Origin of the sequence: Sulfuricurvum sp., from assembly GCF_028713855.1 — a bacterium.
Classification (GTDB): Bacteria; Campylobacterota; Campylobacteria; order Campylobacterales; family Sulfurimonadaceae; genus Sulfuricurvum.
Genome location: NZ_JAQTNN010000013.1, coordinates 1 through 22,198 on the forward strand (window position 1 = coordinate 1; position 22,198 = coordinate 22,198).

23 protein-coding genes and 1 tRNA gene are annotated in these 22,198 nt (G+C 43.3%); 11 read left to right on the plus strand and 13 right to left on the minus strand.

Annotation, left to right across the window (positions count from 1 at the left end; translation table 11 throughout):
* Position 1: 1 nt before the first annotated feature.
* On the minus strand, positions 2–214 hold the full coding sequence (gene rpsU / locus PHI47_RS11265) for a 30S ribosomal protein S21 (RefSeq protein ID WP_015652475.1): 213 nt from the start codon (positions 212–214) through the stop codon (positions 2–4).
* Positions 215–318: 104 nt separating this feature from the next.
* On the opposite strand from rpsU, the gene dnaG reads away from it, so the two are divergent.
* Together dnaG and PHI47_RS11275 are read left to right on the plus strand one after the other, a co-directional pair.
* Positions 319–1,962 carry a DNA primase gene (gene dnaG / locus PHI47_RS11270; protein ID WP_299937314.1) on the plus strand — a complete coding sequence of 548 codons (1,644 nt, stop codon included), beginning with the start codon at positions 319–321 and terminating at the stop codon, positions 1,960–1,962.
* A 104-nt stretch (positions 1,963–2,066) separates the two neighbouring features.
* On the plus strand, positions 2,067–3,038 hold the full coding sequence (locus PHI47_RS11275) for an argininosuccinate synthase domain-containing protein (protein ID WP_299937316.1): 972 nt from the start codon (positions 2,067–2,069) through the stop codon (positions 3,036–3,038).
* 53 nt (positions 3,039–3,091) lie between these two features.
* Here the strand turns inward: PHI47_RS11275 and PHI47_RS11280 are convergent, their stop codons facing one another.
* A complete protein-coding gene (locus PHI47_RS11280) occupies positions 3,092–3,448 on the minus strand; it encodes a DUF805 domain-containing protein (RefSeq protein WP_299937318.1) in 357 nt (118 codons plus the stop codon).
* Between the two features lie 43 nt (positions 3,449–3,491).
* Positions 3,492–3,755, minus strand: a complete 264-nt coding sequence (locus tag PHI47_RS11285; RefSeq protein WP_299937321.1) for a cation transporter — start codon at positions 3,753–3,755, stop codon at positions 3,492–3,494.
* Between the two features lie 121 nt (positions 3,756–3,876).
* Between PHI47_RS11285 and PHI47_RS11290 the strand changes: the two genes are divergently transcribed.
* Positions 3,877–4,566: a sulfite exporter TauE/SafE family protein gene (locus PHI47_RS11290; RefSeq protein WP_299937324.1), complete on the plus strand. Its 690-nt coding sequence runs from the start codon at positions 3,877–3,879 to the stop codon at positions 4,564–4,566.
* Here PHI47_RS11290 and PHI47_RS11295 read toward each other — a convergent pair.
* From PHI47_RS11295 to PHI47_RS11320, 6 genes are read right to left on the minus strand one after another with little or no spacing between them, the layout of a single operon-like run.
* The gene (locus tag PHI47_RS11295) at positions 4,563–6,239 is read right to left on the minus strand and encodes a PAS domain-containing sensor histidine kinase (RefSeq protein WP_299937326.1); all 1,677 of its coding nucleotides are present in this window, start codon (positions 6,237–6,239) and stop codon (positions 4,563–4,565) included. The two genes, PHI47_RS11290 and PHI47_RS11295, sit on opposite strands and share 4 nt — an antisense overlap.
* A gap of 8 nt (positions 6,240–6,247) precedes the next feature.
* Complete coding sequence (locus PHI47_RS11300; protein ID WP_299937329.1) at positions 6,248–7,372, minus strand: FIST N-terminal domain-containing protein; 1,125 nt, start codon at positions 7,370–7,372, stop codon at positions 6,248–6,250.
* 35 nt (positions 7,373–7,407) lie between these two features.
* On the minus strand, positions 7,408–8,196 hold the full coding sequence (locus PHI47_RS11305) for an HDOD domain-containing protein (protein ID WP_299937332.1): 789 nt from the start codon (positions 8,194–8,196) through the stop codon (positions 7,408–7,410).
* Between the two features lie 11 nt (positions 8,197–8,207).
* A complete protein-coding gene (locus PHI47_RS11310; protein ID WP_299937335.1) occupies positions 8,208–10,532 on the minus strand; it encodes an ATP-binding protein in 2,325 nt (774 codons plus the stop codon).
* A complete protein-coding gene (locus PHI47_RS11315; protein ID WP_299937337.1) occupies positions 10,532–10,909 on the minus strand; it encodes a response regulator in 378 nt (125 codons plus the stop codon). Before PHI47_RS11315 ends, PHI47_RS11310 begins: the two co-directional genes overlap by 1 nt.
* Before the next feature lie 7 nt (positions 10,910–10,916).
* Complete coding sequence (locus tag PHI47_RS11320) at positions 10,917–12,023, minus strand: HD domain-containing phosphohydrolase (RefSeq protein ID WP_299937339.1); 1,107 nt, start codon at positions 12,021–12,023, stop codon at positions 10,917–10,919.
* Between the two features lie 116 nt (positions 12,024–12,139).
* Between PHI47_RS11320 and PHI47_RS11325 the strand changes: the two genes are divergently transcribed.
* A complete protein-coding gene (locus PHI47_RS11325) occupies positions 12,140–12,562 on the plus strand; it encodes a hypothetical protein (protein ID WP_299937342.1) in 423 nt (140 codons plus the stop codon).
* Positions 12,563–12,570: 8 nt separating this feature from the next.
* Here PHI47_RS11325 and PHI47_RS11330 read toward each other — a convergent pair whose 3' ends face one another.
* Positions 12,571–13,236, minus strand: coding sequence for a hypothetical protein (locus PHI47_RS11330; protein ID WP_299937345.1), 666 nt, complete (start codon positions 13,234–13,236; stop codon positions 12,571–12,573).
* Between the two features lie 109 nt (positions 13,237–13,345).
* On the opposite strand from PHI47_RS11330, the gene PHI47_RS11335 reads away from it, so the two are divergent.
* The 3 genes from PHI47_RS11335 to PHI47_RS11345 all read left to right on the plus strand — a co-directional run bounded on the left by PHI47_RS11335 (position 13,346) and on the right by PHI47_RS11345 (position 14,723).
* Positions 13,346–13,421, plus strand: a tRNA-Ala gene (locus PHI47_RS11335).
* A gap of 78 nt (positions 13,422–13,499) precedes the next feature.
* Positions 13,500–14,024, plus strand: a complete 525-nt coding sequence (locus PHI47_RS11340) for a hypothetical protein (protein WP_299937348.1) — start codon at positions 13,500–13,502, stop codon at positions 14,022–14,024.
* Between the two features lie 15 nt (positions 14,025–14,039).
* Positions 14,040–14,723 (plus strand): energy transducer TonB, encoded by a 684-nt coding sequence (locus PHI47_RS11345; RefSeq protein ID WP_299937554.1) that lies wholly within the window; start codon positions 14,040–14,042, stop codon positions 14,721–14,723.
* A 2-nt stretch (positions 14,724–14,725) separates the two neighbouring features.
* Here PHI47_RS11345 and PHI47_RS11350 read toward each other — a convergent pair whose 3' ends face one another.
* The 3 genes from PHI47_RS11350 to pstS all read right to left on the minus strand — a co-directional run bounded on the left by PHI47_RS11350 (position 14,726) and on the right by pstS (position 17,871).
* Positions 14,726–15,121, minus strand: a complete 396-nt coding sequence (locus tag PHI47_RS11350) for a hypothetical protein (RefSeq protein ID WP_299937351.1) — start codon at positions 15,119–15,121, stop codon at positions 14,726–14,728.
* Positions 15,122–15,233: 112 nt separating this feature from the next.
* The gene (locus PHI47_RS11355) at positions 15,234–16,595 is read right to left on the minus strand and encodes a hypothetical protein (protein WP_299937354.1); all 1,362 of its coding nucleotides are present in this window, start codon (positions 16,593–16,595) and stop codon (positions 15,234–15,236) included.
* A 277-nt stretch (positions 16,596–16,872) separates the two neighbouring features.
* On the minus strand, positions 16,873–17,871 hold the full coding sequence (gene pstS, locus PHI47_RS11360) for a phosphate ABC transporter substrate-binding protein PstS (protein ID WP_299937357.1): 999 nt from the start codon (positions 17,869–17,871) through the stop codon (positions 16,873–16,875).
* A gap of 149 nt (positions 17,872–18,020) precedes the next feature.
* On the opposite strand from pstS, the gene PHI47_RS11365 reads away from it, so the two are divergent.
* Genes PHI47_RS11365 through PHI47_RS11380 form a run of 4 tightly spaced genes read left to right on the plus strand, consistent with a single transcriptional unit; the run spans position 18,021 to position 22,159 of the window.
* Positions 18,021–18,692: a PhoU domain-containing protein gene (locus tag PHI47_RS11365; RefSeq protein ID WP_299937360.1), complete on the plus strand. Its 672-nt coding sequence runs from the start codon at positions 18,021–18,023 to the stop codon at positions 18,690–18,692.
* A 16-nt stretch (positions 18,693–18,708) separates the two neighbouring features.
* Positions 18,709–19,383 carry a response regulator transcription factor gene (locus tag PHI47_RS11370; protein WP_299937363.1) on the plus strand — a complete coding sequence of 225 codons (675 nt, stop codon included), beginning with the start codon at positions 18,709–18,711 and terminating at the stop codon, positions 19,381–19,383.
* Positions 19,377–20,789, plus strand: a complete 1,413-nt coding sequence (locus PHI47_RS11375; RefSeq protein WP_299937367.1) for a HAMP domain-containing sensor histidine kinase — start codon at positions 19,377–19,379, stop codon at positions 20,787–20,789. The genes PHI47_RS11370 and PHI47_RS11375 overlap by 7 nt, the downstream gene beginning before the upstream one ends.
* Positions 20,786–22,159, plus strand: a complete 1,374-nt coding sequence (locus PHI47_RS11380) for an HD domain-containing protein (RefSeq protein WP_299937370.1) — start codon at positions 20,786–20,788, stop codon at positions 22,157–22,159. Before PHI47_RS11375 ends, PHI47_RS11380 begins: the two co-directional genes overlap by 4 nt.
* Positions 22,160–22,198 lie beyond the last annotated feature (39 nt).

A 22,198-nucleotide genomic window follows, 5' to 3' on the forward strand; every position in this document is an offset into this window, starting at 1 on the left:
ATTACAGGCGAGATTCGTAACGTCGCATCATATACAAACGTTTTAACATCTTTTTGCGAGCGCTGATTTTGAACTGTTTACGTTTTTCAGTCTCTGTAACATGGTTACGACGAGCACGAGCTTCAGTAACAATCAGATTACGATCTGTTTGTTTCTTGAAACGGCGGTAAGCAGCATCAAAGTTATCATCTTGTCTAAGAACGATACCAGGCATTCACATCACCTACTTTCTATTTAAAATTTTTCGAATTGGAATTATAGCATAGATGTATCCGAAATGCCATCAAAACCAAAGCACCGTTACGCTAAAATAGCTGTATGATAACCCAAGACTCCATCGAGGCTCTCAAAGCCCGACTTGACATTGTCGATGTCGTCGGCTCGTACGTCGAGCTCAAACGTGCAGGAAGCAGTTTCAAAGCGCCCTGCCCGTTTCATGATGAGAAATCTCCCAGCTTCACCGTTAATCCGAGCCGCCAGAAATATCACTGCTTCGGATGCGGCGCGGGGGGAGATTCCATTAACTTCGTCATGGAGTACGAAAAACTCAGTTATCCTGAGGCAATCGAAAAACTTGCGGCTTCCACCAATTTTACCCTTCATTACACCGACAATGCCCAACAAAAAAAACGTTCCACCCTCTTAGAAACGCTGAATGAATGGTATCAAAAGCTCCTAGAGCAAAATAAAACGGCGCTTGATTACCTTCATGAGCGAGGCATCTATGCTTCCAGTATCGAGCGATTCGGCATCGGATATGCTCCGACGTCACCCGAAACCCTCCGTTTTTTAGATCAACGCCGCCTCCCGACCGCCGAAGCGATAGAGCAAGGTGCCATCGGACGTGGAGAAGAGGGACGGCTATTTGCCCGCTTTATCGAACGGATAACCTTTCCGATTCACTCAACCAGCGGTGCTATCGTCGGATTCGGCGGACGAACGATCACAGGGCATCAGGCAAAGTACGTCAACTCTTCTCAAAGCGCCATTTTCAACAAATCACGCCTCCTCTACGCATACCACCTAGCTCGTGACAGCGTTTATCGCCGTCGAGAGATCATCGTCACCGAAGGTTACCTCGATGTCGTAATGCTCCATCAAGCAGGCTTCACCCATGCCGTAGCAACACTGGGAACCGCATTGACGAGCGAGCACTTACCGCTGCTGCGCAAAGGAGAACCTAAAGTATTCGTTGCGTATGACGGAGACAAGGCAGGACGCGCCGCCGCATTCAAAGCCGCAAAGCTTCTCAGCAGTTCAGGGTTTGACGGAGGTGTTATCTTGTTCGAGGGAGGGCTTGATCCGGCCGATATGATCAAAACCGGACAAATTGAGCAGCTCAATGCACTCCTGCATCGTCCGATCCCCTTTATCGAATTTGTTATCTCCGAAACCATCGATGGCTATGATCTGCAAGATCCAAAAGCCAAAGAGAGTGCATTACATGAGAGTCTCGGATATCTCAAGACTCTTTCCCCGCTGCTGCAAGAAGAATATCGCCCTCTCACCGCTTCAAAGCTGGGTATCTCCCCCTCGCTTATCCGCTTAGGAAATACCCAAAATGCCCAGCATAAGCCACTTCAGCTTTCCCATCACGATATTTGGGAGCTCAGTTTTATTAAAACTCTGATTGAACGTCCACATATTACGGATTCTATCCTCGATTTTATCGACGGCTCACTCTTACAATACCATGGAAGCGAATTTGAAGCCGCTCTACGGGGAGAGATAAACGACCCTCGGCTAAGTGCTTTGATGATGGATGATCGGATTCGAATATTTGACGGAGACGAGGGACTGAAACAGGAGCTTATTACCTTTTTAACTGCCCATTATAATCGTGAACTCAAGAAACTCACCACTCAAAATACGGTATCATTCGATCAAAAATCGTATTTAATACGTCAATTTCGTGAGAAAATTGAACGCCTAAAAAAAGGCGAGTTAGTACCACTCACATAATATCAAAATTAAAAAGTACGCAAGCGTACGTGGGCTTGCCGCCGAGGCAAACACAGCGTTAGCGTAGTAATCGGGATTTTATTCCGATTGCGTTAGGAACATAAATGAAAGCTATCGCATTATTCAGCGGCGGACTTGATTCAACGCTCGCTATGAAACTTATCATCGATCAAGGAATTGAGGTAATCGCCTGCAATATCAATACCGGATTCGGTTCCACAAAAGACCGTCTAGCACATATGAAAAATATGTGCGAACAAGTCGGTGCCGAGTTTCGAAGTGTCGATATCCGTGATGAATACATCAAAGAGGTCCTCTTTTCCCCTAAATACGGCTATGGCAAAAACTTCAATCCCTGTATTGACTGCCACGCTAAAATGTTCGAAGTCGCCAAACGGAAAATGGAGGAGTGGGGTGCGAGTTTTCTCATAAGCGGCGAAGTACTGGGACAACGCCCAATGAGCCAAAACCGAGAATCTCTTGATAAAGTACTCAACCTCAGCAATTGTGACGGCTTATTGCTACGTCCTATGTGCGCACAATCGCTCGAACCGACAACCCCGGAACTAGAAGGGTGGGTAGACCGTGACAAACTCGAAAATATCGTCGGACGTAACCGCGACCGGCAAATGGAGCTAGCCGAATTATTCGGATTGAAAGATTATGAAGCACCAGGTGGCGGATGTCTCCTCACCGATGAAAAGTTCTCTAATAAAATCCGCGATTTTATCGCTCACGATACCTTTACCGTAGAGGATATTCCGACGCTGAAATACGGTCGGCAACTACGTCTTCCCGAGGGTGCAAAACTGATCATCGGACGTAATGCCGAAGATAACGATATCCTCGAAGCCATCCAAAACAAAAAATTTATTCACATCACAACTGAACTTTTCGGTCCCCACTGCCTCCTATCCGCCAATGCAAATGACAACGATAAAGTGTTAGCGGCAAAACTGATGTTAGCGTATTGCAAACAGGACTTTGAAGGGGAACAAACATTGATGTTTGGAGATGTAGGACTAACGACCGTGAGCGACCTGAGCCGCCATGATGCTCAAAAGTATTTTATCTAAACCTTGTTTCGTCGCATAATATCATTCCCGGTTAAGTCGGGAATGATAAAAGCTTAAAGGACGGGTGCTGCACCATACTCGTTTGTCTCGGGAGCTGAGGGCTGTACAAACCAGTAGAGTAATACTAATGCTCCGATAATAGGGATAAAAATCAACAGATAGAACCATCCGCTTTTACCTAAATCGTGCAATCGTCGTATAGCAACGGCTAAACCGGGTAAAAACATAACAAGCATAGCTATAAGAGACAAGCCTCCCATATCTATCCCCAGAAATCCACCGATAAACCCTATACCAAAGCCTATTAAAAGTTGTGCAAGTACAAACCACCAATATTCCGAACGTGGCGCTCTACCTGTGAAAACTGCGTATTTCGTTAAACACGTTGTAATGGACTCTTTGAATGTCATATACCCTCCAAAATTATTTTTGATTAGTATATCACCTTTTTTGTTATTTTGCTACCGCGCAGCCATAACCCGCTTTTTTAACTGCTGCGCACATTGCTTCTGGTTTAGTACCATCCGCTGCTTTTACTTCCGCTTTACCCTCTTTGAGATAAATCGTAGACTCTTTTACTCCAGTAACATCGTTCAAAGAACCTTTAACGTTTTTCACACACGCCGGACACATCATTCCGTCGATCTTGAGATTAACCAGCTGATCTGCACTTGCAACGGCTACCAATGTACACAAAGAGAGGAGAACTTTTTTCATTCGCGAATCCTTTAAATATTTTCGTGCTATTGTTTCATAGAACTGTTAAATTTGTGTTAAGTCTTAACACTGTTGTAACAAAAATCATTTAAGCTAATGATATTTACTAAAAGGTTTGATTATGCACGGTATCGAATGGTGGTTAATAATATCGATTGCATTCGCAGGAAGTTTTGGCCACTGTATCGGGATGTGCGGTGGGTTTATCGTCGCCTACAGTTCAACCAAGATTGATGCATCCATGAGTAAAAGTGCGCAACTCATCCGTCACAGCGCTTACAATATCGGTCGCGTCAGCTCCTATGTCATCTTAGGAATGATTTTCGGCGGGATCGGAGCACTGGTGAGTCTGAGTATGGAGATGCACGGGGTATTGTTTATCTTTGCCGGAATCATCATGATTATCACGGCACTGGGAATGTTCGGACTTTCCAAACTGATTCATGTATTGGAACGGGGATTTTCAAGCAACGCTCTTTTTAAAACCCTTTTTTCACGTCTTATCAAAAGTAAAAGCATCGGAAGCTTTTTTGCATTAGGGGTAATGAACGGCTTTTTCCCCTGCGGATTTGTCTTTTTCTTCGCCGCGAAAGCGGCTGCATCAGCTTCCATCATCAATGGAGGACTTATTATGGCGGCATTCGGTCTCGCAACCATACCGACGCTCCTCGCACTCGGACAGTCCGTGAGTTTTTTCAAAGAGATCGCATTTCGTCAAACCATGAATCGTATCGCAGCTTTAGCGATCCTCATTTATGGTCTTTACAGTGTGTATTACGGGCTCGCGTACTTCTTTGACCTACCCATTTAATTTTGATAGGTTAACGCCTCAGCTTTAGGGAGTGCAAAGTAAAATCGGCTCCCTTTACCCATCGTACTCTCAACCCAGATTCTCCCTTCATGCAGTTCAATGATCTTTTTAACGATCGTCAAACCAAGCCCTGTCCCTTTTATAGCATCATTTTGATGCTCACGAAGCTGCACAAAGGGATCAAACAATGTGGAAATCTTCTCCTGTGCAATCCCGTGACCATGATCACTGACGCAAAATACCTCCTGATCTTTTTCATGGGCGAACTCAAGCGTAATCGTTTCATTTTCTGGTGAAAACTTAATTGCATTACTAAGAAGATTGATCAAAACCTGCTTGATTAGCTGACGATCGGCATAAATCGAAGCGCCGATATCGATTTGAAACGAACGCTTTAAACCCTTTTTTTCAGCCATTGGTTCAATCATAATGTTCACTTCATCAATCAGATCATACAAGTGAAATGCACTTTTATGCACCTCCATCTTTCCTGCTTCTATTTTTGAAAAGTCAAGGATTGTATTAACAAGGGATAGAAGGTTTTTCCCCGAAATGAGAATTTTTTCTATAAACATTTTCGCCGCACTCGGCGTATCCGGCTTTGCCATCAAAATCTGTGAAAATCCCAAAATAGCATTAAGAGGTGTACGCAGCTCATGGCTCATATTTGATAGGAAGGTATCTTTGGCCGAATTTGCCTCTTTAGCCTGATTCATTGCCGTAATCGCTTCATCACGGGCCAATTTTAATTCTTCTTGAGCTCGTATACGCTCGCTAATATTCTTTTTGACGGCAACAACATGGGTTACTTTCCCCCGTTCAATCAATGGTGTAACCGTTAACTCCTCGAAATAGATCCCCCCTGATTTTACTTGCGCAAGGAGTTCACCATCCCAGACATATCCACTTTTAACCGTTTTCCAACATTCCTGGATTATAGCAGGGTCATTAATCTGCTCGTCTGCAATAAAATGAGATTTTTCTCCCACAATCTCTTCTTGCTCATATCCGCTAAAACGTAAAAATTCGGCATTGGCATACTGAATATTTCCATCGCTATCGGCAATCAGCATCATCGTAGCGGTTGATTCAAGAGCAAGCTTCTGTAAATCAATCAATTCTTGACGTTTTTGGTCCATTGAAATATCAGAAAATGAAAAAACAGTCCCTTGCGGTGCATTTCCTTCCATAATAGGATAAGCAGAAAAACGGATAGGGATAACATGTCCCCCTGCATCACATATCTCTGTTTCTCCCTCTTTCCGTCCAAAACCGGCACCGTGTTCGATTATCTCGGCAATTTCTTTGCCATGTAAAAAGGTTTCTATATTATTACCGATCAATTGTGCTTCGTCACGCCCCAACATAGAATACGCACTTTCATTGGCAAAAATTACGTTTCCTTCTATATTTACAGCAAACAGTCCTACACTCAATGCATTTAAAATAGAATCGTGCATCTCCTTATGCCGCTGCATCAATGATCGGTTTGCATCTTCGAGTTCTTTGGAACTCACATCGAGCGTGTGTTCAAGCAAGCGTCTCTCTTTTCCCGCTTCCTCATAAAACGCATTGATACTCTCTAAAAAAGGGGCTAATTCCTCAATCAATTCCGGTCGAACGAACCGTCGCATTTGTCGAACTAATAAACGATGATACGGTTGTTCAGACATCCCGATTCCTATTCGTAGATACTTACTAACGTCATCGTCTGATTATGAAGTGAGCAACGTGATTCACCATCCTCAGATAATTCTCCGTACGAATAAAATCCGGTGATTACCGCTTTATTGCCGAGTGTTTCACGAATAATTTCTATCTCTTCTTCGCACAGCTGCCCTAATACTAAACGGCGACCTACGCAACTGACCGCTATGACTAAAAACTCTTCACTTTGATCTAATTTAGATGATTTTGCCGCCAATCCCGCATTTTCGATCAAAAGATCCATATTGGTTTTAAGCAATCGACACAAATACCCCTCCGGTACATCTCCGGCAAATGTCAGGCTTTGCGCCTCTTCATCTACGGCCAACAACGTTCGAATAAGCGGCGTAGCATTGCCGTCCTTTCGGACACTCATAGGGAACCGCAGGCCGCTGCCAGGCAAATCAACGGCAAATTCTCCCAAATAACTCTTATACAATGCCAGAGCCGGTTTATCATCGATGATATAAAGGACATTGCCTTTCGATTTGGTGACAATTCTTTCGGGCCCGAATTCTTCCCATCCGGCAAAACATCCGCTTTTAGCTCTCAAAGTCTCACCGTACAGCCCAACTGCCGCGACAATCCCACTCTGTGCCGGAGATTGAGCTATTACATAGGTTGCACCAAAGCGGGTTCCATCACCGGCTAATCCGCCGGTAATCGTAATCCCTTCAGGTAATATATGAGAAAACCCACGTGCCAACTCACTCCCGTTCACTGCCAAACCATCGGAGAGGATCAAAACATGACGAAGAGACTCTCCCAGAAGTTCTTCCCCCAATGCTGCACCTAATGTTTCTGCATCATCATAATCGACAATTTTTTTCGCAATACATCGAACCTTTGAACGATCAAATGTTATTGCCGTCGCTACTGCATCTTGATCACTAATCGTCGTGTTCAATACATTTCCGGAACTGCTGGCTCCTGCTATCATTGCATTAGGATACATCTGTTTCAGCATTTCATACCACTGAGGTTCCAAACAGGCATCGTTGTCAAAGAAAACAAGTACCAAATCACGGGTTTTACCTTTCTCTGCATCATAGCCGCTCCATCCCGCTTTAGCACTCCAACGTATTTGTTCACTTACCATGTTTTTCTCCTTGTGGCATTGCTCAATCCATTTTCCTATTTTTCACATGTTTTTAGCAAGAGAAGCGCTTCATCAAATGCCGCGCGGTTCAGCCCAAATCCCTCGATGGCCATATGTGCATCCCGAATCCCTTCTTCGCTTAAAGGGTTACGGAAATTGACTGCTTTGGAAAGGACATTCAAAACCTGCGCATACGGATTAGTGGTTAAAGGATCGGTAATCTCCCTTAACGCTGCAATCAAAGCAGGTTCAAAATTCCAATGTTCAAACATCATTGCCGCAATTTCATAGCTGCTGAAGCCCAAATAGCACCGTTCAATCTCAATAAGCGGCTTACCTTGATCTACCTCTTGGGAAAACCGGTCTAATTCCCCGGATGCAATAATGCGGCGTGCGGCCACAAATTTTCCCAATTCCATTAAAAAAGCACCGCTTTGCAGCAAAGGGAGCATCGTTTTATCGACATTACGATACCACTCTCGTGCCAATCGGCTTTGCAGTGTCGATATGTCGGTCAACTCATCGACCGTTTTACCATACGGAGCCAAATCAACCGGGATTGCTTTTTTGATCGCGTTTGCGGCAGCAAATCCCCGTATCATTGATATGCCGAAAAGCATAATCGCTTGAGGAATCGACGATATCTCTTTACTCATTCCGTATAAGGGAGAATTGACCGATTTAAGAATATTGGCACTGAGCATCGGATCTCCCTCGATCACCCGAGATAGCGCTTCGATATCCGTATCATTTTGCATACACAGGGCTTGAATTTGCGCAATAGACGCAGGAAGAGGGGGTAGGCTTTTAATATCGTTTATCATGATGTGGTCTCCTAAACTCGTTTTGTCAAATAATCGCAAATCTCTTGAATATGCGCTTTGTTAAATATCCCCTCGACACTCTCTGTATCCGGAAGATGTGCGATCAGTTTGCTGTCATCTTCGGCTGATATGATGATGACGGGGGTTCTGATTTGATTGTGTTCCATAAACTGCAATACTTCCGAACTGATCCCGTCTACGAGAAAAAAGTCAAGAACAATGTAATCAAATTTCTCCCCTTCAAGAAGTTCCTTGGCTTTATTGACGGAGTTGGTCAACGCAAGATGATAGTGATCCCCCAATCGATCAAGAAGCATTCTTTGATATTCCGGAGCATCTTCGACAATAAGCATTCGTTTAGCTTTTTCATTGCTAGAGACATAGCGTTCCACTGTATTTTGTGTTTGTGATACCGGTATCGTAAAATAAAAACATGATCCGACTCCCGGTTCACTCTCGACCCACAGTCGTCCTCCATGCAAATCTTCGATAATACGTTTTGAAATCGCCAGCCCCAATCCGGTCCCTTTTGCCGATTTTTGAAACGGGCTTTCAACTTGTGTGAACGGATCAAATAGTGTAACGATATCTTTCGCATCAATTCCGATCCCGGTATCACATACACCAAATCGGTACACCCTCTTCTCATCGTCAAAATCAACCAACATTTTTATTTCTCCCCCTTCAGGGGTAAATTTAACCGCATTACTGAGTAAATTTAAGAGCACTTGATAGATCAGTTGGCGATCCAAATAGAGTCCCAAGGAGATCAGTTCAGGATAAACGAACCCAATCGACTTTTTGAGTGCCATCGGTTCAATAATAGTCGCCACATCCCGTAATATTCCCGATACGATTGTTACCTCGGGCTTAAACGTCAATTTTCCGGCTTCAAGTTTGGCAAAATCAAGAATCGTATTGACCAGTGTCAACAAATTATTTCCGGCTATACCGATTTTATCGATATACGGTTTGAGATTTTGAGGAAGCGCCTGATTCATCCCTAAAATCTGCGAAAATCCTATAATCGCATTGAGCGGCGTTCGCAGTTCATGACTCATATTGGCTAAAAACATGTCCTTGGACTGGCTAGCTCTCTCTACCTGATCAACAAGCTGTATCAGAGCATATTCGCGTTCACGATTATGAGAATTTTGACGAATGATTTCAAGGAGGATTTTAATAATTTCTACCATGAAAACTTTATTCGGTATCGGTTTAATCGCGACACCAATATTGATACGTTTGCTTTTTAAAATAAATTTTGTGCTTACATCCCATGCGATCTCATCCGGAAGAGCTTCAAATTCGATGTAAAGATCTTCAATACACCATCCTAATATCTGATGCAGTTGCACATACAGTTTCTCTCGCATATTTTCGACAATATCATCCGTATCCCGGCTGGCCAGTCCATCATGAATGGACTGAGTACATGCTTCCAAAAATGCGATCCCCGAATGCACCCCGAGATAGGATGTCGCCGATACTTCTTCCAACGGCTTGTCGATGACAGTGTATAACGCCGAAGAAGTCTCCATGATTTTCTCCATAATAGCGCTTAATTCATTCTCATCTTTTCTTCCAGGTGCAATCAGACACTCAATTGCTTCATGATATTCGTGATGCAAAGCACGCACTTCGCCTAAATCGATCCCAAATCCTTCAAGCAGCATCTGTTTGTCCGCAAGTTCGTTCATCAATGACGTGAACGGACAGTTTTCTTCCTTACTAAACGGTCTGCTATCTCCGCTCTCTTCTTTGCAATATTTCAGCGCTTTTTTCTGATTTTGTTTATGAATGGTCAAAGCGGCATAAAGTTTATCAAAAAGATTAAGAATCTCATTCTCTTTTTTTAAATCTTCTTGGTGCTCGGCGTAACGCTCAAAATAACTTTCATTCATCACGACCTCGGATATACGAAGCATTTTAAGAATGATGATCAAATCTTCACGAATCTGCGTATTGACTTCACTCAACTGAATGATAATCTCCGTTAAGATATGAAATCCCCGGGATACATGGATAGACTGCAGTCCGACAGAAATATGGATATCCCCGATTTGACGGGTACGTTCAAGAAGACGCTCATCGAACGGATGAATAAACAGTGAACTCAAATATTCCGACTGCATCCGTATAAGCCGAGGAACGTCAGAAGATGAAATAATATTATGATAGATCGGGTCTTTTAAGAGATAATGATTATACATCCGGTCATATACCAATGCTGCAAAAGAGTGGATATACCTCCCCACTTTTTCCCGTTTCTCCATCTCCTCTTGGTTCATACCAAAAATAGCAGTAATGGAAGCAATATCTATGGATTTGTACATTATTCAATACCCGCCGGTAATAAATACGGGTCTAAGATCAATTTCATATCATCCATATCGATCGGCTTTGAGATGTAACGTTCAAAACCGTGCATCAGCAATTTTTCTTTGTCCCCGCTGATTGCAAATGCGGTAACGCAAATCATCGGTACATTCAACCCCAGAGCCTTGACCTCGCTTACCAATTCATATCCATTCATCAACGGCATATCTACATCGGAAAGAACCAGATCGAACGCCTCGGTTTTAAGCTTGTCCAGCGCTTCTGCGCCGTTGGAAACCATTAACACTTCTACTTCCGGATAAAGTAGCTCAATCATCGTCTGCACAACCATTTGGTTGTATTCTTCATCCTCGGCTATTAAAATACGCATCATTTTTTCCTTATTGTAACTGATCGATCAGATGCATAATTGACGGAGTCTCTACTTCATCGGGGAACCGCGCTTTTATTTCCAGAAACTGTTCCAGATTTTCAACCAGTAAATCAACCAAATGTGCATCAAAATGGCTCCCTTTCCCCTCAGAAATGATATTTATGGTCTGTTCTATAGTAAATGCTTTTTTATATACCCGTTCCGAACTCAACGCATCAAATACATCGGCTATCGATACAATCCTTGCATGAATATGAATCTCACCGCCTTTAAGCCCTTTTGGATATCCGGTTCCGTCAATTTTTTCGTGATGCTGGAGGGCGATAATCCGTCCGGCATCGATAACAGGATAACTTTCATCCGTTTCGAGCATCTTCCCCCCGATAACGGAATGGAGTTTCATAATCTCAAACTCTTCAGGGGTAAACCGTCCCGGTTTGAGCAATATTCGATCCGGTATCCCTACTTTGCCGATATCATGTAACGGAGATGCATAAAGGACCAGTTCAATTTCTGCCTCGTCGAGTCCTGCCAACTCAGCTAATTTAGCCGAATAGTGGCTCATCCGTTTAATATGCATTCCCGTCTCTAAATCACGATATTCTGAAGCTTTTCCCAATCGCGCTGAAATTTCGTATTCGGTTTTTTTGGCAAATATCAGCGCATCTTGAAGTTCTGCGGTTCGTTCACATACCTTCTCTTCCAGCAGACGGTTAATATCGGCTAGATTGTCTTGATACTCTTTGATTTTGGCGTAATTGAACGTTCGAAGTTTCAATTCTTCTACGTCGATCGGCTTACTCAAAAAATCGCTCGCGCCATCCCTAAGGGCCCGATGTTTCTCTTCAGAATTCGCTGTCACGACAATCGTAGGGATTTGAGACCAAACCGGATGTGCTCTAATCCCCTGCAGCGCTTCAAATCCATTCATTATCGGCATTGCCAAATCCAGTAAGATAACATGATAATTCGGATCTTTTTCCAGTACATCCAGAGCTTCTTTACCGTTGGTCGTTCGTGTGATCTCTACGTCCGTAGATTCCATAAATGCGAGTTCAATCAAATCAAGATTAAACTCCTGATCATCGACAGCAAGTATCTTGACTAATGGCATTATCTATCTCCCCACCTTACCCTATCTTATAGTGAGTGTACTCTTTGTATTTTTAAAGGATTATTAGTTTGAGTAAATTAACGTTATACTATACTCAAATGATTTAAGGAGTGGAAATGGCGGGTGTGATGTTTTCATTTTATAACTTTTCGGCGTTAGTCGACCTCAACATAGGTATATCCGACCGACTCGATGAAAACCGTTCAGAGAGTTTTACCATTTTGTTCTGTGACTTTTCAAAAATTTCACAAGCGTTAATTGATGCCAATCTTCCGAGTTTGCTTCGTACGTCCGATTCAATCGTTCACTGGGAACACTATTACTTTTTCGTGATGCCCTATACCGATCGATACGGGTGCGGAATCGTAAAACGGATGATCGAGGAACTGTTCGCAACCCCTATCCCTTCTGCAGCAGTATGCTACCCTTCAAACGGTGAAACTGCCCTCGAATTGTTTGAATCGCTCCATGTCGAAGCGAAAAAAATACATAAGATTGATTTGGATTGTCTCTACAGTGCGGTAAATCGGGAACCCTGAACCGCTTTTTAGCGCTGTAGGGCTACCGGACGAAAAGAGTAGTAAGGTGAGTTTTTGTAAAATTCAATGGCTTCAGAAATATCGCTTTTTCGGCCAATATTACGGTCATAAATGTAAACCGCTGAAGATACATTTTTGCACGGCTGAGCTTTGCACGGTTCTGCATTATCAACGCTTTTTTCAGCTGCGGCTATTTCAGCTATAGCGACACTTGGCGATGGAGTCACTACCTCTTTTGTCATCGGCTTAACTACAGTCGGATGGTCAGATACCTCTTTTTTTGCAACTATCACTTCTTTTTTAGCTTCTGCCGCTTTTGCACTGACGATCGATGCATTATTCTCAACCATAGCCGCTTTAGCACCCTCTTTACCTTCACATGCTTTAGGGGTATTTCGGTTTACAGGACGGATAAAAGCATCTTTCGCAATCTTTTTTGCTTTTGAGAGATCCGTATGCGCTTTTTTTGCACTAGGATATCCCCCTACCGTTACTATGTTACACTCACCCTCTTTTTTCTTTGTGACAGGGAGTGCGCTTTTATGCACTTTTTTTTCAAAAGCCGGAGTAATCGAGCTCTCTTTAAGAGCACTGATCGTCTGAATCGTATATTCATCCGCGCTCAACGCCATGCTTGCGACACCGCATAGTAAAATCAAGGTTAAGTTTTTCATGTTCTCTATATCGACACGATGATAAAAAAACTTTACACTAAACACCCTTTTTTCCTTCTCATTGACATTTAAGAGCTCGCATCGTATAATTCACCTCCCAAACTTCTTTGGGCCCTTAGCTCAGCTGGGAGAGCGCGTCGCTGGCAGCGACGAGGTCAGCGGTTCGATCCCGCTAGGGTCCACCATACAATTCCCTTGCATTTACACTTTCGTAACCAAATACTCACTATAATTACATAATTTTTATGTTCAAAAGGAACTTCATGAGATTCTCTCACCTCTTAGCTTCACTGGTTTTAACCTCTTCTTTTGCCTTTGCAGCACCTGTTACACTCGCTACCGTTAACGGAAAAGCTATTACCTCTACCGATGCAAACGCATTTTTAGCCAAAGCGATCCCGGGAATGAGCTTCGATAAACTCGATCCTAAAATGAAACGTCAAGTGGTTGATCAGCTCGTTAACCAAAGTTTGATCAAAAACCAAGTAGTCCAAAGCGGTATGCAAAATACTCCTGCGTTTAAAGCCCAATACGCGGCAATCAAAGATGACCTCGCCGTTGATATGTGGATGAAACAGCAAATGGCAAAAATCACCGTTTCCGATAAAGAGACAAAAGCGTTTTATGATGCTAACGGCGATAAAATGAAACAGGGGGATAAAAAGCTCCCATACGAAAAAGTACAAAAAGAGATTGCACAATTTCTCAAAGTTGAAAAGTTTAAAGCCTATATGAACAAAACGACGGAATCGCTGCGTGCTTCGTCAAAAGTAGAAGTTAAACTCTAATATCCCTTGGAATACGTGCATAACCCTAAACCTTTTCTATTCTCGGTCGGTATTCACACCGCACTGATCGCTCTTCTCATCGGAGGGCTGAGTGTGATGCAAAAAAAAGAACCGCCGATCGAAGAAAAAATATCGCTCAAGATATTACTTCAGCCGAGCACTCCTACCCAAACTCATCCGATTCAAACGCCGCCACTAACGGCAGCACCCCCCCAAGTGCCTGAACCCATCCAACCCCAGGTAATAATACCGCCCAAAACACCTATCATCCCTATGATCAAACCAACAAAACCGACGCAGGTATCTCCGGCGCCCGTTATCACAGCAACCACAGTCGTATCCAAAGCTCCCGAAGCAGCCCCTGTCGTGAGCGTGGTAAAAGCTCCTCCAGCGCCGCCACCTGCAGCAAAAGCGGTGGAGAATTATGAAGAGGAAAATCTGGGAAAAATTCGAAACATTTTGGCTGATCGGCTAAAATATCCTAAAAACGCACTCCGATTAAAACAACAAGGGGATGTGAGTGTCGCGTTTACCCTTAGCCCTGATCGTACCGTGAGTCAAATCAGCATCACCCAAAGTTCCGGATTCGAAATCCTCGATGATGCCGCACGTACGTTAATCGAAACAACTGCTGCCGAATTTCCAAAACCCTCCAAAACAGTCCGTATCACCCTCCCTATCGGGTATAAGCTCCGCTAAAATCATCCCCTCGCCGCAAGCCCTATCGAAAGTGCGTGCTCAATATCGTGAGCATACTTGGGATTGGTCTGACGAAGTGCTTTTTCAAACCGCAAAACGAGTTTGGAGTCGGTATGAGGATGAACACATAATGATTCCACAAGACTTTTATACGTTGCAATAGTAGCGGGCGAGATCGCTCCGAAATGATTCACAATCATCTCAACGGCATGATGCAGTTGTGCATGGCTTGAAGCGCGATTTTGGATCACAGTGCTAAGCGATTCAAATGTTTCGATAGATTCCGGAGAAGATGCAGGAACCGTTTTGCTCTTAGCACTCCAGACATAGATTCCGACTAACGCGATTAAAACAAACAATAACCCCGCAATAGTGAAGATTAAATTTACCGTGATCATAATTGTCTTTGCTCTTAAATTGGTATGAGGAGTATTGTAGCGGAAAATCAATGAAGGAAAATGGTTCCCGCAAATGCGGGAATTAAAGAAGAAAGAGTAAATCGTTAAAGGATTACCAGTTAACTTCGGTAGTAAGCATCCAGCTTTGTTTATCGATCATATCACCGACAGTTGCACCGGTATCAGTTGATAACGCGAGAGCTGCAGTTGATTGTTTAGCGTTTACTGTTTTACCAGAAGCAATGAATTTAACATTTTTGTTATAGTCATATGCTACACCGTAAATGATTTGTGTACCATCATTGGTATTATTTGCATTAGTAGCCGCACCTAGACTATTTGTATATTCTGTTTTCACACTGTCATATCGTGCCAAAACTGTCCAATCTTGTGCCGGGCGGATTTCACCATTCACTGACCAAGTTTTGAGTTTACGATCATTTGCATTTGCAGTAGCATATTCATATTTAGTTACATCATATTGTGCAGCGATCAAGAATTCCGGTTGGCTATAAACTGCGTGGAACCAATAAGCGTTTTTATCATACGTTTGGCTATCAGTCTGCGTTGAACCGTCATACTTTTCATCTTGACTCATGATACCTGCAAATGAGATATTCGCATAGGTGTCTTTATCCAATTTATATTTACCGACTTTTTCACCGTTACCCATCAAGTGAGCTGTCAAACGCCATTCTTCTGACAATCCAGTACTCAACTTTTGATTTGTAGCTGGGTGGTATCCTTCTCCGTCAAAAATCCCTAATTCACTTGAAAAATACGGTGTTTTTGTTTGGAAGTTAACACCCATATCAGCAGAGTTCATAGTATCAACCGCAAGACTTGCACCCGTCGTTGGATTCACACTGAATTTATCTTCCATAATAACTTTATTGATTGAACGGTAGTACCATGAGTTGTGTTCCTCATAGTCAATCCATGGGCGGTGAGCAACCCCGATTTCAACGCCTGTGTATGGAAGAACTTTATCAAGATACAAGTAAGCGTATTTAACATACATATTTGCATTACCGGTTGATGATTCAAGCTCATCCGTTGTATCCATGGTTACACGGAAATAGTCTTTATCAGTAAAAAATGCTTTTGCTTGAAGGTAGTTACGGCGGAATTCAAAACCTCTAGAGGTATCATTACCTTTTGCATTGTTAGCACCATATGTATTGCTGCTCAAACCAAAGTAATGTGTGCCACTGAAATCAAGTGTTTTTGCATGAGATTTTACGTTTACGTATTTTTTCATCGCATCTTTGTATTCAGAAAATGAAGACTCACTCTCACGTTGAGACATATCAACACTTTTTGCGTCAACGAAATCACCCATTTCAACACGGCCTTCACCGGCTGTTGTAAATACTTGGCCTGTTTTGGCATCCGTATAAAGTGTTAATGTTTCGGCATAAACTGCACCACTCATCATTGCCGCAGCAAGGGCAGATAACGCTACTTTTTTCATAAGATTCACTCCTGTTATTTAGTGGCGTCATTGTAGAAAAAATAGATTACGTGCGTGTTACATTACAAAATGATTACGATAAGGAAAATAAATAATTAATAGAGGAAAAATAGCTAAAAACTCAAGCCTGAACGCATACGCAAGGACCGGCTTGAAAAACTTAAGGAATTGAAGAAGAAGAAGAAGAGAGAATTAAATGTGCCACAGGGGCACCTTTAAATGTACACTATACACTTAGAGGTACCGCCCCATAGGGAGGGGCAATAGAATATGAAACTTATTTACCAGCCCAATATTCGCGAACAAGGTTTGTTGTTTCAACCGGAAGTGGGATGTAACCCAATTTGACTGCGGCTTTGTCACCGTTTTTGAATGCATAGTCAAAAAATTTGATAACTTCAGCATTTATTTCTGCTTTCTCTTTTGGCAAAAGGATATACGTTGCCGCTACGATCGGATACGCAGTGTCCCCTTTTTGAGAGACCAATGAACCGTAGAAACCTTCTGATTTTTTCCAAGAAGCTTGTTTAACCGCTGCCATAAAGTTTGGTGTTGTAGCTGCTACCCATTTACCGCTAGCTGTTTGAAGCGTTGCTGCTGAAAGATTATTTTTCTCTTTATACGCGTTTTCGATATATCCGATAGAGTACGGAGTTTGTTTGATGATGTTAGTTACACCCTCGTTTCCTTTTCCGCCGACACCGGTCGCCCAGCCGATCGCTTTACCGATACCGAACTTGCTTTTCCAGTTGCTAGATGAATCGCTCAAGAAGTCAGTAAATACATACGTAGTTCCTGATCCGTCTGAACGGTGCGCTACAACGATTTTTTCTGCAGGAAGTTTAACGCCGGCATTGTCAGCAGCGATAGCAGGATCATTCCACATTGTGATTTTACCTGCGAAGATATCTGCTACAACACTGTTTTTGAGTTTCAATTTTTCATCCGCAACACCCGGAAGGTTATGGGCAACAACGATCGAACCGATAACCGCAGGAAACTGAGTCAACCCTGCTTTAGCAAGCTCTTTTGAAGTCAATGGAGCATCTGTTGCACCGAAATCGACAACGCGCTCAGAAATTTGTTTGATACCGCCGCCTGAACCGATGGATTGATAGTTAACACGAGTGTGAGTCGCTTTTTGGTAGTTATACGCCCAGTCATAGTACACTGGAGCAGGGAACGTAGCACCCGCGCCGTTGATTTTATCTGCCGCCATGATCGACGTTGCAGCGATTGCAGCGATTACGAAGCCTTTAGTTACTTTGGTTAGCATGTGGGTTTGTCCTTGGTATTTGATGGCGACATTGTAAAAGCATCGGGTAACGAAATGATTACAAGCTATTTCCCCCTTTTGTAATCTCACGGTTATAAAGCAACGTTATAATCGCGCACCATCATTACTAAACTAAATAAAGGCTATTAATGCTACCACGCTATGAAAACAAACTCAACGAAATCCGTGGGATGATCTCGACATTGCTTTCTCAAATCATACTTTCGAGCGAAGAGACCCTTCAAGCATTTGAAAATGACAATCTTGATTTGTACGAGACATCACGCTCTCATCTCAAAAATCTTCAAACGGATGCCAATAAAATCGACAATGAAATTATTAAAACATTTGCTCTATTCGGTCCTGAAGCAGATGAATTACGCTTATTGGTAGCCTATTTAAAAATGACCAATGAGATCGACCGTATCGGTGACGGGATTAAAAAATACAGTAAACGTCTGCATGATCACTGCATGGGCGGATGTGATATGTCTGTTTTAACCAATGCGATCGTTCAACTGCACAAAACGACCCTCAATGCGTTACAATACATCGCTGAATGTTTGAAAAATATTGATACTTGCGATGCGGATGATATCTATCGCAAAGTTATGGTCGAAGAGTCGAAAAATGACGATCTTTTTTCTATCATGGAAAAAGAGCTCTTAAATTTGATCATTGATGCCAATGAACTCGCTGTTGAATATGTGAGAGTTTTAGGAACCCTCCGAAAACTTGAGCGCATCGGTGATCGTACGGTCAATATCGCCTCGTTAATGCTCTACGCACAAAAAGGCGGAGAGATTCAACTCTACAATTAAGAAAAAGGGACCAACCGTGGGGACGCTAATCGTGATCGTTGAAGATGAAAAAGACATTTTGGAGCTGATGGAGTATCATCTCGCCAAAGAGGGTTTCGAAACGATCGGTTTTTTAACGACCAAACATGTGTTAGAGGTTTTGGAAGAGGAGAGCGTCGACTTGATGTTGATGGATCGTAATCTTCCCGGTGCAGAGGGATCTGAATTCGTCGAATCACTTCGTAAAAAAGGGATTCAAACGCCTGTTATCTTTGTCAGTGCCAAACACAAAGACGAAGAGATTGAACAAGGGTTTGAGCGTGGAGGTGATGATTATATCACCAAACCTTTCAGTATGAAAGAACTCGTATTACGGGTCAAAGCGATGCTCCGCCGCACCAAAAAACTCTCCAGCGAAGGGAACCTCATCTACCGTGACATTTCCCTCAATCTCGCGGCACGTTCCGTGGATATAGAGGGAAAAGCCATCGAACTGACAAAGCTTGAGTTTGATCTGCTTCATGCGTTGATCGTTAACCAAAATGTCGTACTTGATCGTGACTATCTCCTCGAACACGTATGGGGAAGCGAAGAAGTATTTCAAGACCGTACCGTTAACGTCGCTATTAACCGTCTCAAAGAGAAAATCGACCCCGATAAGACCAAAGAGTATATCAAAACGGTACGGGGAGTCGGATACACACTGTGCTAAGGATACACCAGCTTTTTTTCCTCAATGTATTAGGTCTCTTTAGTGCCGCCCTTTTGGTTGCTTCACTGATCAGTTTTTTCACCTTAAAAACAATGATTATCGAAGACGGTAAAGAGAGGTTGATACAAAGTATCGAGCTCCTTCAACCTCAAATTACCCTATCCGGCAACCTCGATTCTCTCGCTCACTCCATTTCCCAAAAAGCACATTTGAGGGTAACAGTTGTTGCTGAAAACGGTGTCGTAATCGCTGAGAGTGACACCGATAAAAATAAAATGGAAAACCACTCCAATCGTATTGAAATCATGGAAGCGATGCAAAACCCCTACGGTATCACGATTCGCTATTCCAAAACTTTAAAAACTGATTTCGTGTACGTCGCCAAAAAAATCTCTACCCCGAAAGGGGTCCTCTACTTTCGTCTTTCGATGAGTTTGAGAAATGTCATGAATCACTTTTACGCGCTATGGATCAAACTTTTTATCGCTTTTACACTTTTGCTCGCAATTGCTCTGATGATCGCCTATAAAATCTCTAAAAAAGCCCATTACGATATTCTCCAAATCACTCATTATTTGGATCAGATATCGGCTAAAAATTATCGTGCCGTCCTCAAACCCGAATATTTCCGCGAGTTCTTGCAAATCTCGATAATGCTTAAAAATTTGGTCAAAAAACTCCATAACCGCGACAAACAAAAGCGAAAGCATACCGCCAAACTCCGCCTGATCAACAAGCAGCAAAACGATATCCTCTCAGCCATCAGTCACGAGTTCAAAAATCCGATTGCCGCCATCATGGGATACGCCGAAACACTTCACGATGATTTGAATATTGACCCTAAAATCAGGGAAAAATTTCTCTCTAAAATTCTCGCCAATACGCAACGTGTCACGTTGATGCTGGATCGTCTGGCTCTATCGGTCAAACTCGAAAACAACGATCTTTCTATCAAACCGACATTATTTGATCTATCCGATGTATGCACCGAGTCCATTTCAATTTTACAAGCCAAATATCCCACACGCATCATCCGCTATAACGGAATCCAAAAAACCGTATACGCTGATAAAACGATGATTGAACTGGTCATAACCAACCTCATCGACAATGCGCTCAAATACTCTGAAGAAGAGGTGAACGTCACCCTTAGCAGCAATAGGCTCAGCATCACCGACAAAGGGATTGGAATCGCCCCTGCGGAGCTCGATAAAATCACCTCCAAATTTTACCGCGTCCAAAAAAACCGTTGGGACAACTCCATGGGGCTTGGGCTCTCTATCGTCAGCTATATTCTCAAACTTCATGATTCTGTTCTCCAAATCGAAAGCACATTGGGAATCGGCTCAACCTTCCACTTTTCACTTGAGCATTTAATCCAAAAAAACCGATCATCCAAAAAATGATTCTCCTCCCTCCTCTCCTGCAGGAACTCGTCGAACATCTTTTCACTGCCGGGATAAAACCGATCCTCGTCGGAGGATTCGTCCGCGATCATTTCACCGGGCACAAAACCAACGATCTGGATATCGAGCTCTATGGCGTAACCTCTATCGAGGCACTCGAGAGTCTCATTCGACCGTATGGCAAACTGAATCTCATCGGTAAGAGCTTCGGTGTTCTCAAACTCTCCTATGCGGGGTACGCCATCGATTTTGCCCCGCCCCGTACCGAGTCCAAGTCAGGGTTCGGTCATAAAGGGTTCAATGTATCATGGCAAAGTGATATCGATTTCACCGCCGCTGCCCGCCGTCGCGATTTCACGATCAATGCCATCGGTTACGACCCGCTGGAGAAAAAGCTGTTAGACCCCTACGGCGGGATAGCAGATTTAGATGCTAGAAGACTGGTGTGTGTCGATCCTGACACCTTTATAGATGACCCGCTGAGGGTGCTTCGAGCGGTTCAGTTTGCCGCCCGGTTTGATCTAACATGTGACAAACAACTGTTAGCGCTATGTCGGGATATGATCTGTGCAGGGGCTCTCGCCGATCTCCCGAAAGAGAGAATATTCGAAGAGTTTAAAAAACTCCTCCTCTTAAGCGCCCGCCCCTCCATCGGGATGACCTTACTGCAAGAAATGGGAGGTCTCTCATTTTTCACCCCCCTTGAATTGCTTGAAAACACCCTCCAAGATACGGTTTCACATCCTGAAGGTTCCGTTTGGAACCACACTCTGATGAGCCTTGACGTCATGGCTACCATGCGCAGCGGAGTATGGAGAGATGACATGGTATTAATGCTTACGATGTTATTACACGACATTGGTAAACCTGACACTACTTTTATAGAAAATCAGGTTCTTAATGCCCCAAAACATGCCGAAACAGGTGTTGAAATTGCACGCACGTGGCTCAACCGTATAACGGAGGATAAAGACCTCATCGAGCGGATTCTTCCACTTATCCGTTATCACGGATGGCCTCGTAAACTGTACCGCTCAAATGCAAAGGACAGCGACATTCTCCGATTAAGCACACACGTATGCATCAATGATTTAATCCGTATTGCTGAAGCTGATTTTTTCGGACGTGCGTTTGTCACAGAAACACCGGAACACTTTGAAGCGGGAGAGTGGCTGTATAGACGCGCAAATGCTCTTGGTGTATTATTCGAAGCCCCTAAAGCATTGATACTGGGACGTGATCTGATCGCTCTGGGGATGAAGCCTTCTGAAGCATTCAAAACCCTCTTGGATCGCGCTTATGAAGCGCAACTGGAGCAGGAGTTTACCACCAAAGATACGGCATTAGCGTGGCTCGTAACGTGTCTGTAACCATATTGCAATAAAATTGCCTATATTTTTTGACTCAAG

Bases quoted from the DNA above. Each gene is read 5' to 3' on its own strand.
- PHI47_RS11300 (WP_299937329.1), bottom strand. From the start codon at position 7,372: ATGGTAAGTGAACAAATACGTTGGAGTGCTAAAGCGGGATGGAGCGGC.
- PHI47_RS11310 (WP_299937335.1), bottom strand. From the start codon at position 10,532: ATGTACAAATCCATAGATATTGCTTCCATTACTGCTATTTTTGGTATG.
- PHI47_RS11275 (WP_299937316.1), top strand. From the start codon at position 2,067: ATGAAAGCTATCGCATTATTCAGCGGCGGACTTGATTCAACGCTCGCT.
- PHI47_RS11295 (WP_299937326.1), bottom strand. From the start codon at position 6,239: ATGTCTGAACAACCGTATCATCGTTTATTAGTTCGACAAATGCGACGG.
- PHI47_RS11320 (WP_299937339.1), bottom strand. From the start codon at position 12,023: ATGCCATTAGTCAAGATACTTGCTGTCGATGATCAGGAGTTTAATCTT.
- PHI47_RS11325 (WP_299937342.1), top strand. From the start codon at position 12,140: ATGGCGGGTGTGATGTTTTCATTTTATAACTTTTCGGCGTTAGTCGAC.
- PHI47_RS11285 (WP_299937321.1), bottom strand. From the start codon at position 3,755: ATGAAAAAAGTTCTCCTCTCTTTGTGTACATTGGTAGCCGTTGCAAGT.
- PHI47_RS11280 (WP_299937318.1), bottom strand. From the start codon at position 3,448: ATGACATTCAAAGAGTCCATTACAACGTGTTTAACGAAATACGCAGTT.
- PHI47_RS11380 (WP_299937370.1), top strand. From the start codon at position 20,786: ATGATTCTCCTCCCTCCTCTCCTGCAGGAACTCGTCGAACATCTTTTC.
- PHI47_RS11330 (WP_299937345.1), bottom strand. From the start codon at position 13,236: ATGAAAAACTTAACCTTGATTTTACTATGCGGTGTCGCAAGCATGGCG.
- PHI47_RS11350 (WP_299937351.1), bottom strand. From the start codon at position 15,121: ATGATCACGGTAAATTTAATCTTCACTATTGCGGGGTTATTGTTTGTT.
- PHI47_RS11365 (WP_299937360.1), top strand. From the start codon at position 18,021: ATGCTACCACGCTATGAAAACAAACTCAACGAAATCCGTGGGATGATC.
- PHI47_RS11355 (WP_299937354.1), bottom strand. From the start codon at position 16,595: ATGAAAAAAGTAGCGTTATCTGCCCTTGCTGCGGCAATGATGAGTGGT.
- dnaG (WP_299937314.1), top strand. From the start codon at position 319: ATGATAACCCAAGACTCCATCGAGGCTCTCAAAGCCCGACTTGACATT.
- PHI47_RS11290 (WP_299937324.1), top strand. From the start codon at position 3,877: ATGCACGGTATCGAATGGTGGTTAATAATATCGATTGCATTCGCAGGA.
- PHI47_RS11305 (WP_299937332.1), bottom strand. From the start codon at position 8,196: ATGATAAACGATATTAAAAGCCTACCCCCTCTTCCTGCGTCTATTGCG.
- PHI47_RS11340 (WP_299937348.1), top strand. From the start codon at position 13,500: ATGAGATTCTCTCACCTCTTAGCTTCACTGGTTTTAACCTCTTCTTTT.
- pstS (WP_299937357.1), bottom strand. From the start codon at position 17,871: ATGCTAACCAAAGTAACTAAAGGCTTCGTAATCGCTGCAATCGCTGCA.
- PHI47_RS11315 (WP_299937337.1), bottom strand. From the start codon at position 10,909: ATGATGCGTATTTTAATAGCCGAGGATGAAGAATACAACCAAATGGTT.
- rpsU (WP_015652475.1), bottom strand. From the start codon at position 214: ATGCCTGGTATCGTTCTTAGACAAGATGATAACTTTGATGCTGCTTAC.